This is a genomic window from Desulfovibrio sp. ZJ369 (genome assembly GCF_011039085.1).
In the GTDB taxonomy this organism is placed as follows: Bacteria; Desulfobacterota; Desulfovibrionia; order Desulfovibrionales; family Desulfovibrionaceae; genus Desulfovibrio.
The window spans coordinates 61,145-79,316 of record NZ_JAAKEI010000001.1 but is presented as its reverse complement, the minus strand read 5'-3'; the positions used below and the strand labels follow the sequence as shown (position 1 = coordinate 79,316).

13 protein-coding genes are annotated in these 18,172 nt (G+C 61.1%); 10 read left to right on the top strand and 3 right to left on the bottom strand.

Going from position 1 to position 18,172, the window contains the following annotated elements; genetic code table 11:
* Window positions 1-6 precede the first annotated feature (6 nt).
* The 3 genes from G7Y51_RS00325 to G7Y51_RS00315 form a co-directional block, all read right to left on the bottom strand.
* The gene (locus G7Y51_RS00325) at window positions 7-732 is read right to left on the bottom strand and encodes an epoxyqueuosine reductase QueH (RefSeq protein WP_165174444.1); all 726 of its coding nucleotides are present in this window, start codon (window positions 730-732) and stop codon (window positions 7-9) included.
* Window positions 705-3,200 carry an Rne/Rng family ribonuclease gene (locus G7Y51_RS00320; RefSeq protein ID WP_165174443.1) on the bottom strand — a complete coding sequence of 832 codons (2,496 nt, stop codon included), beginning with the start codon at window positions 3,198-3,200 and terminating at the stop codon, window positions 705-707. Before G7Y51_RS00320 ends, G7Y51_RS00325 begins: the two co-directional genes overlap by 28 nt.
* A 430-nt stretch (window positions 3,201-3,630) precedes the next feature.
* Window positions 3,631-4,254 (bottom strand): flavodoxin family protein, encoded by a 624-nt coding sequence (locus tag G7Y51_RS00315; protein ID WP_165174442.1) that lies wholly within the window; start codon window positions 4,252-4,254, stop codon window positions 3,631-3,633.
* Window positions 4,255-4,491: 237 nt separating this feature from the next.
* Between G7Y51_RS00315 and G7Y51_RS00310 the strand changes: the two genes are divergently transcribed.
* From G7Y51_RS00310 to adhE, 10 genes are all read left to right on the top strand, one after another.
* A complete protein-coding gene (locus G7Y51_RS00310) occupies window positions 4,492-4,665 on the top strand; it encodes a hypothetical protein (protein WP_165071923.1) in 174 nt (57 codons plus the stop codon).
* The gene (gene queD / locus G7Y51_RS00305) at window positions 4,665-5,078 is read left to right on the top strand and encodes a 6-carboxytetrahydropterin synthase QueD (RefSeq protein ID WP_165174441.1); all 414 of its coding nucleotides are present in this window, start codon (window positions 4,665-4,667) and stop codon (window positions 5,076-5,078) included. Before G7Y51_RS00310 ends, queD begins: the two co-directional genes overlap by 1 nt.
* Before the next feature lie 125 nt (window positions 5,079-5,203).
* Window positions 5,204-6,055 (top strand): WcbI family polysaccharide biosynthesis putative acetyltransferase, encoded by an 852-nt coding sequence (locus G7Y51_RS00300; RefSeq protein WP_165174440.1) that lies wholly within the window; start codon window positions 5,204-5,206, stop codon window positions 6,053-6,055.
* Between the two features lie 70 nt (window positions 6,056-6,125).
* Window positions 6,126-7,793 (top strand): sigma 54-interacting transcriptional regulator, encoded by a 1,668-nt coding sequence (locus G7Y51_RS00295; protein WP_206214219.1) that lies wholly within the window; start codon window positions 6,126-6,128, stop codon window positions 7,791-7,793.
* Window positions 7,794-8,705: 912 nt separating this feature from the next.
* Entirely contained in the window at window positions 8,706-9,914 is a 1,209-nt protein-coding gene (locus G7Y51_RS00290; RefSeq protein ID WP_165174439.1) for an ammonium transporter, read from the top strand.
* A 43-nt stretch (window positions 9,915-9,957) separates the two neighbouring features.
* Window positions 9,958-10,296 carry a P-II family nitrogen regulator gene (locus G7Y51_RS00285; RefSeq protein WP_165067412.1) on the top strand — a complete coding sequence of 113 codons (339 nt, stop codon included), beginning with the start codon at window positions 9,958-9,960 and terminating at the stop codon, window positions 10,294-10,296.
* Between the two features lie 35 nt (window positions 10,297-10,331).
* Window positions 10,332-12,524, top strand: a complete 2,193-nt coding sequence (locus G7Y51_RS00280) for a glutamine synthetase III (protein WP_165174438.1) — start codon at window positions 10,332-10,334, stop codon at window positions 12,522-12,524.
* 521 nt (window positions 12,525-13,045) lie between these two features.
* The gene (gene dapF, locus G7Y51_RS00275) at window positions 13,046-13,915 is read left to right on the top strand and encodes a diaminopimelate epimerase (RefSeq protein ID WP_165174437.1); all 870 of its coding nucleotides are present in this window, start codon (window positions 13,046-13,048) and stop codon (window positions 13,913-13,915) included.
* 17 nt (window positions 13,916-13,932) lie between these two features.
* Window positions 13,933-15,159, top strand: coding sequence for an LL-diaminopimelate aminotransferase (locus G7Y51_RS00270; protein WP_165174436.1), 1,227 nt, complete (start codon window positions 13,933-13,935; stop codon window positions 15,157-15,159).
* Window positions 15,160-15,475: 316 nt separating this feature from the next.
* A complete protein-coding gene (gene adhE / locus G7Y51_RS00265) occupies window positions 15,476-18,169 on the top strand; it encodes a bifunctional acetaldehyde-CoA/alcohol dehydrogenase (protein ID WP_165174435.1) in 2,694 nt (897 codons plus the stop codon).
* Window positions 18,170-18,172: the final 3 nt, after the last annotated feature.

Sequence of the window (18,172 nt, the reverse complement as noted above, 5' to 3'; positions counted from 1 at the left end):
TAACAATTACTCCTTGGCAGCGTGCTGCGTCAAACGGACAAGCCGTTTGCGGTAGCGATCCGCTTCGCTGTACACACACCCGCAATAGGGCTGGCGGTAAAGGCCCCAGGCCTTGGAACGGTCAATGCCTGCCTGCCAGTCCGCGCGGAAATCCCGATAGAGAAAGGCAGGTCCGCCCCGGCCGCAATCCCCACTGTTCTCCGGCCTGGCCGCATACGCCTGCGTCAGGCGCTGGCCCGCCGCAGCGATGGTCTCATGCGGCTGGTAACGGGAGTAGAGCAGGCTGGTGCTCACCCAGGCAAAGCCCAGCTCCCGCGCTTTGGCAAAAGCGGCCGCAAGGCGGCTTTCACAGCAGAAGGCGCAACGCGACGGCGGCACGTCCCGGCCGGCCACGGCGCGCAGCCAGGCCGTAATATCCCAGGTTTCGTCCGCGTAAAGGATATCCACGCCCAGCCGCGCGGCGCATTCCCCGGCTGCCTCGCGGCGGCGCAGGTATTCGGTCAGGGGGTGGATATTGGGATTCATGAACCAGGCCGTGAGCGCAAAACCCTCGTCCAGCAGGCGGCTGAGAGGCATGATCGCGCAGGGGCCGCAGCAGACATGCAGGAGCAGGCTCTTGGGGCCGCGCTGATCCGAGCGCACACCATGCCCGGAGGGCCTGGGGCAGGACGCGCCTGCGGTCTGATCCGGCAAGGCCGCGTCGTTCAGGCGCGGATCGCTATTTCCAGGCATTTTCCGTAATCCTGCTCCATTTCGCGCAGACTGTCGCGCTTGTGGTTGAGCAGATAAAGGCCCAGTTCCGGGCTGGTCTGAAAAACGCATTTCGGATTGGAGCCGGCGCGCAACGTGCGGCGCAGTTCACGCAGGGCCTGCAGGGCCTGCCATTCCAGGTTGCGGCGCTGGCCCGTGCCGCCGCAGGCCGGGCAGGGCTCCATAGTGATGGCCAGGGCCGAGGAGCCGGTGCGCTGGCGCACCAGTTCCAGCAGGCCGAAGGAGCTCATCCGGCCTACGTCGTGCCGCGCGCGATCGTTTTTCATGGCCGCGCGCAGGGTCTTCTCCACTTCCAGCACATGTTTTTTTTCGCGCATTTCGATGAAGTCAATGACCACCTGCCCGCCCACATCCCGCAATTTGAGGTGACGGGCAATGGTTTCCGCGGCTTCCATATTGGTCTTGTGGGCCATGGCTTCAAAATTGCCCTTGCCGGAAATTTTGCCGGAATTGATATCAATGGCCATCAGCGCTTCGGTCTGGTCAAAGACCAGGCGACCGCCCGAAGGCAAGAGCACTTCGCGGGAATAGATTTGATCGAGTTGACGGCGAAGGTTGAAACGTTCCCACATGGGTTGGCGCACGTCGTCGTGCAGCCGTACCAGATCCTTTTTGCGCGGGAAAAGCAGGCTGACGGTATCGCGGATAGACTGGGCGACCTCTTCATTGTCCACCCAGATTTCGCACACATCGTCCGTGAGGTAGTCGCGCACCGCGCGCTCGGAAAGGCCGGGTTCCTGGTACACCAGGGCCGGGGCCGAAACTTCGGTGGCTTTTTTGCGGATGTCGCGCCAGAGGCGTTTGAGATATTGCAGATCGTTTTTCAGCGTGGTCTTGGGCGTGCCGGCGCTGACCGTGCGCACGATGACACCCAGACCCTGACCGGGATCAATGCCGGTCATCAGATCACGCAGGCGGCTGCGTTCCTCGTCGTTATCCACCTTGCGCGAAACGCCGATCTGTTCCTGACCCGGCGTGAGCACCAGAAAGCGTCCTGCCAGCGAAAGCCAGGTGGTCAGAAACGCGCCCTTGTTGCCTGTGGGCTCCTTGACCACCTGCACAAGCACTTCCTGCCCGGCCTTGAGCACCTTCTGGATGGGCGGAAATTTTTTGCCTTTGGCCGGCTCGTGATGCGCAAGCCAGTATTCGGGATGAATCTCGTCAATCTGCAAAAAGCCGTTTTTGCCCGATCCGTAACTCACAAAGGCGGCTTGCAGGTTGGTGTCAATATTGTGAATGACGCCCTTGTAAATATTGCCCTTGATTTTGCGTTGGTGGAGCATGTCAAGGTAGTATTCCAGCACCTGACCTTCTTCGGCCAGGGCCACCTCCACCTGCTCGCCGGGCAGCACGCTGATGAACATGCGCCGTTTTCCGGGAGCGGCGTCCGCCCTGGTTCTGGCCGTGGCAGCCCGCGCTGTGGCGTTCGTCTCGCTCTCGTCGTCAACGCTCCGGGTTTCACGGCTTTTTGTCGCTTTGGCGCGGGCTTGAGCCGTTTGTGCCCCGTCGTCGGGGCTGGCGGCCTCTTCCGCCGTCATAGCCGCGTCATCCTCCGCACTGTGGGCAACAGCTTCGCTCACGGCATCTGCTGCGGCCTCATCCGCGTCAGCCGGCCTGGTCTTGCGGCTGCGCCCGCGGCCGCCCCGGCGGCCCCGGCGGCTTTTGCGCCGGGGCGACTCGCCGTTTTCGTCCGTTGCGGCGGATGCTTCCGACGCATCAATCGCATCAATGACAGCCGCCTCGTCCGGCGTTGCGGCACTTGCATCGTCTGCCGTCACAGCCTGGGACGGAGGCGCATCCTGCGCAGGGGGCGCGTTTTCCACGGGAGGCAAAGGCGCTTCGCTGCGGCGGCTTTCCACTGTCCCGGATTCGCCTTCCTGCAATGCTGCGGCTTCGGGCGGGGCCGACTGCTCATTTTCCGATTGCTTGGAGCGGCTGCCACGAGCGCCGCGGGCCGCGCTTGCGCGGGCGCGTTTCGGAGCCGTGGGCCTGGCTTTGCCATCCGGCGCAAGGGGGGGAATTTGTTGGGTATCGCCCTCTGGGGCTTGTTCGGGCAGGGGCATTGCGGCCGGCGCTGTCTCTGTGTCGGTTTTTGCCGCGGTTTTGGGGCGTTGGGCGCTCCGCGCTGTGGAACGCCGGGGCCTGGCCGCAGGCTCTGCTGTATTTTCTTCGGGCGTCGCGGCGGTGCGTGCCCGGCTGCCGCGTGATTTGGAAGTTTTGGGCCTTTGGGAAGCCACTTCCTCGGCATCGGCGGCACTGTTGCCGACCTCGGCTGACTTCTGGGACGTGACTGCATCGGAAGGTTTTTTTGAAGATCTGCGGGAAGAAGTGCGGCGTTTGGGCTTGGGGGCGTCCTGGCTTGCGCTGTCCGGCGCATTGGGGGCGGAAGCGTCAGACGCGGCCACGGAAAAATCCTGGTCAGTGGTCATGAAAATCCTTTTGTGGGGTGGTCCGAAGGAACCACCGCGAAAAATTTGCGGCAGGCATGCCGAAACCTGCAAGAGCAAAGACGGACGCAGCGCCATGTGGGCGCGCGTATACCGCAGGCATGCCGGACTGTTTATGTAAGAGTACGTATTTTTGGAAAATATGCAAGGGTGCGTGCTGTTGCGCCAGAAGGTTTTTCAGACTGCCTGGCACAGCGCCGCGCTTTCGCCCCTGTTCTTGCGGCAGAACCGCCTGTGCGGCTCAAAGACGGCACAGCCGGCACCCTGTACCGCATAAAGCGCAGGGCGCCGGCCGCCTTTATCCCGTGCAAGGGCCGGATGTGTCCTGATGCCGGGCCCGGCTTCGGAGCTGCGCCCTCAGCCCGGATTTTTTGCCCGGCAGCGAAAAAAAATCCTGCTTTGCAGGCAATCCTCAGTGGATGAAGTTGGTAGGCTCCCAGGGTTCCGGCGTCGGACAGGCCACGCCCGCGGCCTTGCCTGCGGCAATGCACTTGAGCAGCCAGGCCATATTGTCGCCCAGCGTGCGCATGATCTGCAGGCCTTCCTTGTCCTGAAGCACTTCCTGCGGGGTATTCCCGTGTACGGAGTTCCAGTACTGGGAGGAAACTACGGGCATGCGCGCGATGGTGAAATATTTATTGAGTCGGTCAAAGGAGGCGCTGGCCCCGCCCCGGCGGCAACTGACCACCGCGGCTGCGGGTTTGAAGGCGTAGGGCGCGGCTTTCAGGTAGAACATCCGATCCAGAAAGGCGCAGATGGAGCCGTTGGGCCCGGCATAATAGACCGGCGAACCCACCACGAACGCATCGGCCTCGCGCAGCTTGTCAATGGCCGTGTTGACCGCATCGTCGGTGAACACGCAGTGGCCGGTTTTTGCGCACTTGCCGCAGGCAATGCAGCCGCGCACGGCTTTGTTGCCCATTTGCAAAATATCCGTGGCCAGACCGTTTTTTTCCAGCTGGCCGGCCACGGTTGACAGGGCCGTATATGTACAGCCCTTGGGGTGCGGACTGCCGTTGAGCAAAAGAACTTTCATGGCTTTCTCCTTGCGTGCGGTATGAAGCCTGCAAAGGCTCCAGTCCAATGTACGGAATGCAGGCGCAAGGCGCAAGCGAAAGGGGCGCTGTGGGACTGAACACTTCATTTCAGGTGTTGCCTGGTACTGGGGGCTGATGATTTTCGGCCCCCTCGCACCTTTTGACAAAAAAACAGCCTCTCAGTAGTATGACGCGAACAGCATCGTAATCGCGCAAAAATCTTTTTCTGGAGAACCATGTCCTTTTCCTCCTGGCTGCAACGCATCTTCAGCCCGCCGTCCACATCCGTCAGTGATGCCGAACTGGATGACGAGACTCCCGGCTTTGAATGGAACCAGAACGCCCGTATTGTCCTGGCCATCATCATTGTTTTCATCTCGGCCCTGATAGTCTACTGGATTTTGTCCTGATGGCGCGGCAATTCTGGCGTCTTACGGTGCGCGACGAATTTTCGGCCGGGCATGCCCTGCGCTGCTACCAGGGCAAATGCGAACGCCTGCACGGCCACAATTTCGCCGTGGAATTGACGGTGGAGGGCGAGCGCCTGACACCGGATACCGAGCTGCTGCTGGATTTCAAAACGCTCAAAAGCGCGCTCAAGGAGACCCTGCGGGAGCTGGACCACCGGGTTCTCAACGAAACGCCGCCCTTTGAGCGCATCAATCCCTCTTCGGAGAATCTCGCTCGCCACATCTGGCAAAATATGGCCCATCGGCTGGCTCGCAGCGCTGATCCCCAGGCGCGGGCCGTGCGCCTCTTCAGCGTGAGCGTTTCGGAAAAAGGCAGCCAGACTGCCACCTATCTGGAAATGCCGGACGCCTGAAAATGCCGCCAGGGGGCGGCCCACAGAGCGCCCGTCGGCGTCGTGGGACACATTCAGCCCACCTGTCGTTTTCTGGCATAATCTGTGCAATATTCCGGCAAAAATGTTTTTTTGACGGACATCCCATGCCATCGGCCCTTTGTCTTCTGCACGCCAACTGCCAGGGTGACGCCTTGCGCCCGCTGCTGGAAAACAGCCCGGCCTTCAGCCGCTTTTTCCGCATCCGGCAGTATGTCAACTACACCCGCCAAAGCATTGCCGAAGCGGATCTGAAACAGTGCGCGCTTTTTCTGTATCAGCGTCTTGCCCCGCGTTGGGGCGCGCTTTCCACCGAGCAGCTCCTGCCGCGTCTTTCACCTTCCTGTCAGGTTGTGGAAATTCCCAATCTTTTTTTCAAGGGATACTGGCCCTTCTGGACCAACGCCATAAAAGCCGTCAACTTCGCGGACAGTTTGCTGGAGCGTTTATTGGCCCAGGGGCTGGCCCCGGAGGAGGTTCTGCATCTCTATCTGCGGGGCGATCCCGCATTGCTGGGCGATGTGGCGGCCGTGGCCGAGGATTCGCTGACGCGCGAGGAGGCCAAGGAAGCGCATGCCCCTATTCGCTGCGCGTCGCTTTTGCGCGAGCGCTGGCGAGACGAGCAATTGTTCATCACAGTCAACCATCCGGGCAAAACCTTACTCTTTCATGTGGCGGACTGCCTCTTGCGTCTGCTTGGCCTGGGCCGTCTGCCGGAAGACGCGCGCCGAACCTACGTTCATCCGCAAGAGGATTTCTGGCTGCCCATCCATCCGGCCCTGGGGCCGCTGCTGGGCCTGCCCTTTGCCGCCCGGGAACGACGCTACCCTGTTTTCGCCGCCCGGCTCACGCATCGCGAATATACAAGCTGTTATCTGGCGTGCCGCCGACATGGGGTGACGGATCTGCTCAACCTGCTGCGCACTCTTTCGCCCTGCGGAAAAATGTGCGCGGCCTAGGGTCAGCCCCGCGCTTTCGGGCCTTGCGCCGCGCATTGCGCGGCGCGGCCGATTGGGATATAGGCGGCAGATGCCCAGGATCAAATCCACGTTGCGCGCAACCAGGGCAGGCAGCCCGGCTTTCCCCTCCATGCCCACCCCCGGCCATTGCGAAAGCCAGCTTACGCTTTTGCTGGAGCTGGTTCAGGTCATGAATACGGTCACAGACGTGGCCAGCGTCCTGGATAAAGCCCTGGCCCTGATCGCGGAACATCTGCACATGATGCGCGGGGCCATCACTCTGGTTTCCCCCCGGACAGGCGAGATCCGCATTGAATCGTCCTACGGCCTCAAACCGGCGGAGCGACGCCGCGGCCATTATGTGCGCGGCGAAGGCATTACCGGCCGGGTTATTGAGAGCGGGCGGCCCATGTACATCACCCATGTTTCCAGGGAGCCGCTTTTTCTGAACCGCACGCGCTCGCGCGATCTGAGCAAAGAGGATATTTCCTTCATCTGCGTGCCCATCCGGCTCAATGGTCAGGTGGTGGGCGCGCTTTCCGTGGATCGCCTTCTGGCCGACACCGCCACGCTGGAAGACGACGTGCGCCTGCTCCTGATCATTGCCTCGCTTCTGGGGCATACGGCTCTGGAAACGCAGGGCAGAATGAGCGAAGAGGGGCGGCCCTCCTTGCGGCCCAAAGGTTTTGTGGGCAGCTCGGAAATCATGCAGAAGGTCTATGCCCAGATTGCCCAGGTGGCTTCTTCCGCCACAACGGTTTTTTTGCAGGGGGAATCCGGCACGGGCAAGGAATTGGCGGCACGGGCCATCCACGCGTCCGGCCCGCGCGCGGCCAGGCCGTTTATATCGCTGAACTGCGCGGCCCTGCCGGAAAACCTCATTGAAAGCGAGCTCTTCGGGCACGAACGCGGCGCGTTTACCGGGGCCAATGCCATGCGCAAGGGCCGCTTTGAGTTGGCTGACGGCGGCACATTGTTTTTGGATGAAGTGGGCGAGCTGTCGCTGATGACCCAGGCCAAGCTGTTGCGCGTCTTGCAGGAACGCAGCTTTGAGCGCCTGGGCGGCATGGAAACAAAGCATGTGGATGTGCGGATCATCACCGCCACCAACCGCAATCTGGAAGAAATGGTGGAGCAGGGCGGCTTTCGCCGGGATTTATTCTACCGGCTGAATGTCTTCCCCATTTTTCTGCCGCCTTTGCGCCGGCGTCCGGAAGATATTCTGCCGCTTGCCGATCACTTTATCCGCCGCTACGCGCAGGCCGGGGACCGCAAAAACGCGCGCCTTTCCCTGGCCGTCATGGATATGCTGCAACGTTACGCCTGGCCCGGAAATATCCGCGAGCTGGAAAACGTCATGGAGCGGGCCGTGCTTCTGGTGGGGCGGGAAGGGCTGATTTTGCCCCAGCATTTGCCGCCGGGCCTGCACAGCGTCCAGTGCGCCGGCAGGCAGGGCGGCAGCGCCTGCTGCGCGCTGCCCGGAATTTCCGGCGGGCTGCAGGAACGCCTGGATGAGCTGGAACGCGCCTGCATTGTGGAAGCCCTGGAATGGAGCCGCGGCCGGATGGGCAAAGCCGCGGCGCGCCTTGGCCTTACGGAGCGAATCATGGCCCTGCGCCTCAAGAAATACGGGCTGGACTACAAAGACTTCCGGGCCGCGGCTGTGGCGGGCCAGGGGCGGATGGCAGATCAGGACGCGCCTGAAAACGCCAACCCGCCTCAAAACATCGGGCAATAAGCGCTGCACAGTGCCCGCTGAAGGGGCCCTGCGGGCCGCCATCCGGTCGCATTTTTGCTACCGCGCCCGTAGCTCGTTGCGCTTGAACGGGATAAATCTACCTGAATGTAGATTTTCCTGGCGGTTTTTTCTGTTGCCACAACCGCAGGCAGCGTGACGCCAGGCGTTTTATTGCCCTCTCTTTGTCTGTTCAGGCAAAAAAGCCGTGCAAAATATCTACAAAAATGTGTATTTTAAGATAGTACGATAACCTTTTCATTTTATATACTATTTTGGGGATCTGCTCAGGTCTGCGTTTTGCGCGGGCCTGAGCTTTTTTGTTTTTCTACAGAAATGTGGATTTTTTATTGCCAACTAGGGCACACGTTTGAAAACGGCAGGGCGGAGTAGAAAAAATATCATGTAAAATTACAGTGTTATACATCAATCCCGCCACGCTTCACGTCCTGGTACGCTTCATGCTCTCCCCCGGCAAACGAGGACGCGGCATAGAGCGTTTTGCTCATGAAATGAGCTAAACCGCTCTGGCGACAGCGTTAGCTGGCGCCCGCGCCGAATGAGCGTCCAGACCGCGTTGCGGTAGCCGTTAGCAAGCTTTGCTTGCTTACGGATAGCGACAGCGGTTGCGTTGGCTGGCTGCCGCAGTAACCAGTTGCTGTCTTCATCCGTAGCTTCCTTCGTCGCAACGGCTGAAGCCTGGACGCGAAATGATGGCGGCGAAGTGATTGAAAATGAATATTTTCAATCAAAAAATGCTCTAGACCGCGCGGGCAGGGGGCAAGGCGCCGGCTCCATTGCCTGAAAGGTTTTTCAACCGGTACGGGCGGCTGTTGCTGCGCTCCGGCAGGCTTTTGCGCCCTGCCGCGATCCGCGCAGTATCCACAAGCCGCCCAGGCCATGAGGGAGATGGGCATGAATGCCTCGGACACTGCTTTTGTGATCGTCTGCGCCACGCTGGTCATGCTGATGACCCCGGCTTTGGCCCTGTTTTACGGCGGCCTGGTGCGCGCCCGCAATGTGCTTTCCACCCATATGCACAGTTACGCCTCTTTGGGCCTGACTACCGTGCTCTGGGCCGTGGTGGGCTATACGCTGGCCTTCGGGCCGGACGTGGGCGGCCTGATCGGCAATTTTTCCTACCTCTTTCTGCGTGGCGTGGCGGGCGTGGCCGCTCCGGCAGCGCCGCAACTGCCGCATACCGTGTTCATGGCCTTTCAGTGCATGTTCGCCGTGCTCACCGTGGCCCTGATCTCAGGCGCGTATGCGGAACGCATCCGTTTTTCGGCCATGCTGCTCTTTTCCGGGCTCTGGTTGATTTTCGTCTACTCGCCCATGGCCCATTGGGTCTGGGGCGGCGGCTGGATGGCCCGGATGGGTGCCGTGGACTTTGCGGGCGGGGCCGTGGTGCATATGGCGTCCGGCGCGGCTGCGCTGGCCTGCGCCCAGGCTCTCAGGCCGCGGCAGGCCGCCGGGCCGCAGGGCGGTACGCCCAACAATCTGCCGTTGACCCTGCTGGGCGGCGGTCTGCTCTGGTTCGGCTGGTTCGGTTTTAACGCAGGCAGCGCCCTGACCGCGGGCCCGCTGGCCGGTCAGGCTCTGCTGACCACGCATCTGGCCTCGGCCGGCGGCATTTTGGGCTGGATGCTCGTGGAATGGAAGCGCGTTGGCAAGCCCACCACCCTGGGGGCCGTTTCCGGGGCACTGGCCGGTCTGGTGGCCATCACGCCGGGCGCGGGTTTTGTGGATCTGCTGCCTTCCATGCTGATCGGCTTCATGGGCGGCATGATCTGCTATGGCGGCGTGCTGCTCAAAAACAGATTCGGCTATGACGACGCCCTGGACGTAGTGGGCATCCATGGCCTGGGCGGCACCTGGGGCGCGCTGGCCACGGGCCTGTTCGCCAGCGCCGCCATCAACAACGTGGACGGCCTGTTTTACGGCAACCCGCATCAGCTTTGGGTGCAGTTCGTCTCGGTCTTGGGCACATGGATTTTTGTTTATGTCGTCAGCCGCGTCCTGCTCAGTTTCGTGGATGCTCTTGTCGGCCTGCGCGTGACGCCCGAAGCGGAATCCACGGGCCTGGATCTGAGCGAGCATAACGAACGCGCTTATACGCTGTAGCGCCCTGGGCGCAATCACGGAACACGGCAACAAGGAGCGAGTCATGAAAAAGCTGGAGATTATCATCAGGCCCGGCATGTTTGAGAAGGTCAAGAAGGCGCTCTCCGAGCTGGAGATCCACGGCCTGAATTATACGGAAATCAAGGGCTTCGGCCGCCAGCGCGGGCATACTGAAGTCTACCGGGGCACGACCATGCAGGTGGATTGCCTGCCCAAGCTCAAGCTGGAGCTGGTAGTGCATGACGAAGCCCTGGAAAAAGTGGTGGAGGCTGTGATCGCCACGGCCCGCACCGGCCGGGTGGGCGACGGCAAGATCTTTATCAGCGAAATGCTGGACGCGGTGCGCATCCGCACGGGCGAGCGCGGCAACCAGGCAGTGTAACACGTCAGAATCAGACGAGAAAAGGAGACAAGAGTATGACTTCCCCCCGCAAACAGGCAATCTTCAAAGCCATTGACGCGGCGCCGCTCCGGCCCTCCTGCCAGGAGGAAAAATCCCATGAGGCGGGTTCCGTGTTCGGCCGCAACGTGTTCGGCCTGAGCGTGATGCGCAAGCGCCTGCCCAAAGATGTCTACCGGGAGCTGGCCAATACGATACGCAACGGCGAGCGGCTCAATCCGGAAATTGCCGATGTGGTGGCCAACGCCATGAAGGATTGGGCCATTGAGCGCGGCGCTACGCATTATACGCACTGGTTTCACCCCATGACCGGCCTGACCGCCGAAAAGCACGACGCCTTTTTGTCCCCCACGGCCGAGGGCCAGGTGATCAGCGAATTTTCCGGCAAAATGCTGATCAGCGGGGAGCCGGACGCCTCCTCCTTCCCGTCCGGGGGCATCCGCTCCACCTTTGAGGCGCGCGGGTACACGGCCTGGGATCCCTCGGTGCCCGTGTTCATTATCCCGGCGCCCTACGGCGCGACCCTGCACATCCCCACGTTTTTTTATTCCTATTCCGGGGAGGCCCTGGACCGCAAAATCCCGCTCCTGCGCTCCACGGCAGCGCTCTCCGACCAGGCCTTGCGCATTTTGCGCATTTTCGGCAATGCCTCGGCAACTTCCGTTCAGGCCATGGTCGGGCCGGAGCAGGAATATTTTCTGGTGGATAAAAACCTTGCCGCGCTGCGCCCGGACATTATGCTCGCCGGTCGCACCCTGCTGGGCGCGCCTTCGCCCAAGGGGCAGGAAATGGAGGATCACTATTTCGGGGCCATTCCCGCCAGGGTTATGAGCTTCATGCAGGATGTGGAAAACGAGCTGCTGGCCCTGGGCATACCGGCCAAAACCCGGCACAACGAGGTTGCGCCGGGCCAGTTTGAAATCGCCCCGGTCTATGAGCAGGCCAATATGGCCTGCGATCACAATATGCTGACCATGAACATGCTGCGGCACATGGCGGCCCGGCACGGCTTTGTCTGCCTGCTGCACGAAAAGCCCTTTGCCGGGGTCAACGGCAGCGGCAAGCACAACAACTGGTCCATGTGCGATTCCCACGGCCGGAATCTGCTCAATCCGGGCACTACGCCGCAGGACAACGCGCAGTTTCTGGTCTTTCTGGCTGCGGTGCTGCGCGCGGTGCACAAGCACGGCACGGCCCTGCGCCTGGGCACGGTGGGCGCGGGGAACGATCACCGCCTGGGGGCCAACGAGGCGCCGCCCGCCATCCTTTCGGTCTATCTGGGCGAGCAGCTCACGGCAGTGCTGGAAGGCATTATCAGCGGCAAGGCTTCCAAAAGCAAAAAAAATCCGGTCATGGAGGTGGGCGTTTCCACGCTGCCGCCCTTGCCCGTGGATCTTTCGGACCGCAATCGCACCAGCCCCTTTGCCTTTACCGGCAATAAATTTGAATTCCGGGCCGTGGGCTCCTCGCAATCCGTGGCGCCGGTGAACATTGCGCTCAACGCGGCCGTGGCCTGCGCCCTGGACGACATCGCCACGGAACTGGAAGCCGCGCTCAACGCGGGAAGCACGTTGAACGCGGCTCTTCAGGAACTGCTGCCGCGGCTGTTCAAGGAGCATCTGCCCGTGGTCTTCAACGGCAACGGCTATGCCGCGTCCTGGCCCGAGGAGGCGGCCAGACGCAATTTGCCCAATTACAACAATACGGTGACGGCCCTGGAGCATTACAGCGATCCTGACGTCATGAACGTCTTTTTGCGTCACGGCATCCTGAGCGAGCGCGAAATTCTGGCGCGTCAGGAAATCCTGCTGGAAAACTACGCCAAGACCCTGTGCATTGAGGGGCAGTTGATGGCCAATATGCTGCGCTCCCTGATCCTGCCGCAATGCCTGGAGGCCCAGGCCAAAGCCGCTGACGCGGTGCTCAAGACCCGCGCGGTTCTGGGTGAAAAAGCCGCCAGCAGCGAGGAGGAGTACTTCAATCTGCTGCGAACGCATATCACGGCCCTGCAGGGCGGCGTGCACAGGCTGGAAAAGGCCGTGGAAGAAACCCGGCAGGGCCAGGACGCCCTGGAACAGGCCAGGCAGGCGCGCGACGACATTCTGGCCGCCATGAGCCAATGCCGCGCGCATGCGGACACTTTGGAAAGGCTGGTGGAGGACAGCCTGTGGGTCTTGCCCAAGTATTCGGAACTGCTTTGGGCGCATTAGAGCATTTTGCTCATGAAATGAGCTAAACGCTCTCAAAGCAATATTCTCTAATGATAACATGCGGTAAACAAAAGAGGTAAAGATTAGCAGACAAGAGCGTACGTTTTATTGTCGGGAGCCGGGGGAGCCGCATCCCGGGGGGGAAGATGGGTTCCTCGGCTGCCGGCCGGTTGCGGAACCGCACGCCGCAACAGGGATTCTCACGCCTTTTCCGCCGCAACGGACAAGGCAGGAGCAACGCGGGAGCGGGAAGCTGAAGAGCTTCCCGCTCTCAAAGCGCGCCGCAGAGAGCGGCCGTGGCCGCGCATGAGGGATTCGCCTTTGCGATGATTTCCGTAAAAAATTCATTATAATGTTACATGGTTGAGAAAAAAATTTCACTCCAACAGTGAATCCTTCCTTCGGGCGGCCGCCTTTACTTTCAGGCTTTTCGCAGGTATGCTGGCAAACTCAGTTCACTGCAAGGGCGCTGCGGGCGGCAACGGGCGCGGGCCCGTTTTACCCAGGAGAAAGGAGCTGTCATGAGCGCGGGAGTGCGTTTTACCAAGATGCAGGGCATCGGCAACGATTATGTGTACATCAACGGTTTTGAAGAGCGCGTGGACAATCCCCATGAGCTTGCCGCGCGGATCAGCGACCGCCATTTTGGCGTGGGTTCCGACGGCCTGGTGCTGATCCTGCCCTCGGCCACGGCCGACGTGCGCATGCGCATGTTCAACGCCGACGGCTCGGAAGCGGAAATGTGCGGCAACGCCACCCGCTGCGTGGGCAAATTCGCGCACGATCACGGCATCGTCAAAAAAGATGTCATCCGGCTGGAAACAGCCGCGGGCATCAAGATCGTGCGCCTGCTCTTCGAGGCGGGCCAGGTCTGCGGCGCCACCGTGGACATGGGCGAGCCCGTGCTCGCGCCGGAGCGCATTCCCCTGCGGCTTTCGTCCGCGCCCGCTGCGGGCGAGGACGCGCAGCGCTTTATCTCCCGACCCGTGGAAGTGGGCGGGACCACCTATGCGATTACCGCCGTGTCCATGGGCAACCCGCACGCCGTGGTCTTCATGCAGGGCATAGACGATCTGGATCTTCCGAAGCTGGGCCCGCTTTTTGAGCATCACCCCCTGTTTCCCCAGCGCACCAATACGGAATTTGTGGAAGTGCTTTCTTCCACCAGAATCCGCATGCGCGTCTGGGAGCGCGGGGCAGGGGAAACCCTAGCCTGCGGCACCGGAGCCTGCGCCGCGGCGGTGGCCTGCGCGCTCAACGGTTATACCGGCCGTTCGCCGGATGTGGAGCTCAGGGGCGGCGTGCTGCATATCGACTGGGACAAAAGCGACGATCACGTCTACATGACCGGCGGCGCAACAACTGTTTTTGAAGGCGTGTATTTCATCTGAAAACCATTGAGGGATATATGGCTGCAATCAACCCCGATTTTCTCAAGCTGCAAAGCAATTACCTTTTTTCGGACATTGCGCGCAAGGTGGCGGATTTTAAAGACCGCAACCCCGACGCCCGGGTGATCAGCCTGGGCATCGGCGACGTGACCCGCCCGCTGGTTCCGGCCGTGATTCAGGCCCTGCACAAAGGCGTGGACGACATGGGCGACCCCGCCCGCTTTCACGGCTACGGCCCGGAGCAGGGCTATGCCTTTCTGCGCGATCTGATCATGGAGTACGATTACAAGGCGCGCGGCGTGGATCTGAGCCCGGATGAAATTTTCGTCAGCGACGGGGCCAAGTCCGATGTGGGCAATTTTCAGGAACTCTTCGCCCCGGACAGCGTGGTGGCCGTGACCGACCCGGTGTATCCGGTCTATGTGGATTCCAACGTCATGGCGGGCCGCGCCGGGGACATGGCCAACGGGCAGTGGAGCAGGATTGTGTATCTGCCCTGCGTCAAAGCCAATGACTTTGTGCCGGACTTTCCCAAAACCCGGCCGGATATGATCTATCTCTGCTACCCCAACAATCCCACGGGCACAGTGCTTTCGCGCGCGGCCCTGCAAGGCTGGGTGGACTACGCCCGGCGCGAGGGCTGCGTCATTCTTTATGACTCCGCCTATGAAGCCTTTATCCGCGACCCGGATGTGCCGCACAGCATTTACGAGCTGGACGGCGCGCAGGAAGTGGCCGTGGAATTTCGCAGTTTTTCCAAAACAGCCGGCTTTACCGGCCTGCGCTGCGCCTACACCGTGGTGCCCAAAGCCCTGCGGATCAGCGACGGCAAGGGCGGCGCGGCCAGCCTGAACGCGCTCTGGAACCGCCGCCAAAGCACAAAATACAACGGTTGCGCCTATATTGTGCAGCGCGCCGCGGCCGCTGCCTACAGCGAGAAGGGCCGGGAAGAAATCATGGGCGTGATCAGGGGCTACCAGAGCAACGCCGCCCTGCTCAGCGCCGCTGTGAAGGAAATGGGCCTGGAGGTCTTTGGCGGCGTCAATGCCCCGTATATCTGGGTCGGCGTGCCCAACGGCATGGATTCTTGGGGCTTTTTTGATCGCCTCCTGCATCAGGCCGCCCTGGTCTGCACGCCGGGCGCGGGTTTCGGGCTTAGCGGCGAAGGCTATGTGCGCCTCACGGCCTTTGGCTCGCCGGAAGATACGGAAGAAGCCATCCGCCGCTTGCGCACACTGAATTGAACCCGTGATCGAATTGGATGAATGTAAAAAGGGGAGGGCAACCTCCCTTTTTGCGTACAGGGCAGGGCAGGATCTGCCCATCGTGCAATAAGCAACCATTTCTATATCAAGGGGTTGTGTTGCCTAAATCGTATTCTATATATAGGATATATACAGGTCTTGGAGACTTTGCCTTTTCATGTTTCCGCGCATGGCTGAATGTCGCCGCATGCGCGCCGTGACCACGCAAGGTTCGGGCCAGTCCGGCAGGGCTCACAAGTGCCCGCAAGACCTCAGACATGATGAAGAGCAACGCAAACCCGGCAGAGGAGCGGATATGAGCAAAGCAACGGAACAATTGGACGCCATGATCGAGCGTGTGCGTGCGGCGCAGGCAATCTTTGCGCATTACACGCAGGAGCAGGTGGACAGGATTTTTCACCATGCCGCTGCCGTGGCCACAGCCAAGCGTATTGAGCTGGCGAAAATGGCTGTGGAGGAAACCGGCATGGGCGTCCTGGAAGACAAGGTGATCAAAAATCACTTTGCCTCGGAATACATCTATAACAAGTACAAAGATGCCAAAACCTGCGGGATCATTGAAGACGACCCGGTTTCCGGCTACCGGGAGATCGCCGCGCCCCTGGGTCTGGTGGCCGGCATCGTGCCCACCACCAACCCCACGTCCACGGCCATTTTCAAGACCCTGCTCTGCCTCAAGACGCGCAACGGCATCATTATTTCCCCGCATCCGCGCGCCAGGCGCAGCACCAGGGCCGCGGCCATGATTATTCTGGAGGCCGCGGTACAGGCCGGAGCGCCGGAAAATATCATTGACTGCCTGGAAGAACCCAGCGCCGAGCTCTCCCAGCATCTGATGAGCCACAAGGACGTCAACCTGATTCTGGCCACCGGCGGTCCGGGCATGGTGCATGCCGCCTACAGCTCCGGCACGCCCGCCATCGGCGTGGGCGCGGGCAACACGCCGGTGATCATCGACGCCACGGCGGACATCAAAATGGCGGTCAATTCCATTCTGCTCAGCAAAACCTTTGACAACGGCATGATCTGCGCTTCGGAACAGACTGTGATCGCCGAAGAGAGCATTGCCGACGCTGTGCGCGAGGAATTTCTCAAACGCGGGGCCTGGTTTGCCGACAAAAAGCAAAGCGAGGCCCTGGCCGGGACCCTGTTCGTCAACGGCGCGCTGAACAGCGCCATAGTCGGGCAGCCCGCTGCGCGCATTGCGGCAATGGCCGGTATCGACGTGCCGGAAAACACCAAGGTGCTGATTGCCGAGCGCGCGGCCATCAGGGCCGACGATCCCTTTGCGCATGAAAAGCTTTCGCCGGTGCTCGGTTTTTACCGGGCGCCGGATTTCGCGGCCGCGGTGGATATGGCCCAGAGCCTTGTGCAATTGGGCGGGGCCGGGCACACTTCGGTGCTCTACACGCGCGAGTCAAACACGGCGCACATTGAGCTTTTTCAGGATACCATGACCACCGGCCGGACCTTGATCAATATGCCTGCCTCGCAAGGGGCCATAGGGGATGTGTACAACTTTCGCATTGCGCCTTCCCTGACCCTGGGCTGTGGCAGTTGGGGCGGCAATTCCGTGAGTGAAAACATCGGGGTGAAACATCTCATGAACGTCAAAACCGTGGCCTGCCGCCGTGAAAACATGCTCTGGTACCGTGTGCCGCCCAAAATCTATTTCAAGCTCGGAGCCCTGCGCCCTGCGCTGGAAGAGTATGCGGATCGCCGCCGGGCCTGCATCATTACCGATGCCACCATGGAAAAGCTCGGGCATGTGCAGAAAGTGACGGACGTTCTGGAAAGCATGGGTATGGAGTTCCGCATTTTTGCCGGCGTGCAGCCCGACCCGGACATTGCCACGGCCCGGAAGGCCCTGGACATGGTCAATGCCTTTCAGCCGGACATGTTCATTGCCCTGGGCGGCGGCTCACCCATGGACGCGGCCAAGATCATCTGGCTGCTCTATGAAGTGCCGGACATCAGGTTTGAGGATGTTGCCCTGCGCTTCATGGACATCCGCAAGCGGGTGGTGTCCTTCCCGGATCTGGGCAAAAAGGCGGTCATGGTCGCCATTCCCACCACTTCGGGCACAGGCTCGGAAGTGACGCCCTTCGCCGTGATCACCGATACCGCTACCGGCGTCAAATACCCGGTTACGGACTATGCCCTGACCCCGGACATGGCCATTGTGGACCCTGAATTTGTCATGGATCTGCCGCCCTCCCTGATCGCCAACGCGGGCCTTGATGTGCTGACGCACGCCATAGAGGCCTATACCTCCACGCTGGCCACCAATTTCACGGACGGGCAGGCAATGGAGGCCGTGCGCCTGGTTTTCAAGTATCTGCGCCGTTCCTATCAGGGCGGCGAGGAGAGGCTGGTGCCGCGCGAAAAAATGCACTATGCCGCGACCATGGCGGGCATGGCCTTTGCCAACGCCTTTCTGGGCATCTGCCATTCCCTGGCGCACACCCTGGGCTCCTGCTTTCATGTGCCGCACGGTCTGGCCAACGCGATCATGCTTTCCTATGTGATCGAATACAACGCCACGGACACGCCCACCAAGCAGGGCATGCTGCCGCAGTATAAATATCCCTGGGTCAAGGGGCGCTATGCCCGCATGGCGGACATGCTGCATCTGGCCGATGATCTGGAAGGCGACGACGCCGCAACGCGGGCGGAAAAAACCGCGCGTCTGGTGCGGGCCATTGAATCTCTCAAGCGGGATCTGGGGATACCGGCCTCGTTGCGCGAAGCCGGCATCCCGGAGGCCGACTTTCTGCAAAAGCTGGATGAAATGGCCGAGCAGGCTTTTGACGATCAGTGCACCGGCGCAAGCCCGCGCTATCCTCTGATTGCCGAGCTGAAGGAACTGTATCGCAAGGCCTATTATGGCGAGCCGCTGGCCGCGCTCGCAGAAGACAAGCCCGCGGGAAGCGCCCCTGCCGGGCATGAAAAAACTCCGCCGGAGGCCCCAACGGCTGAAAACGTCTGAGGC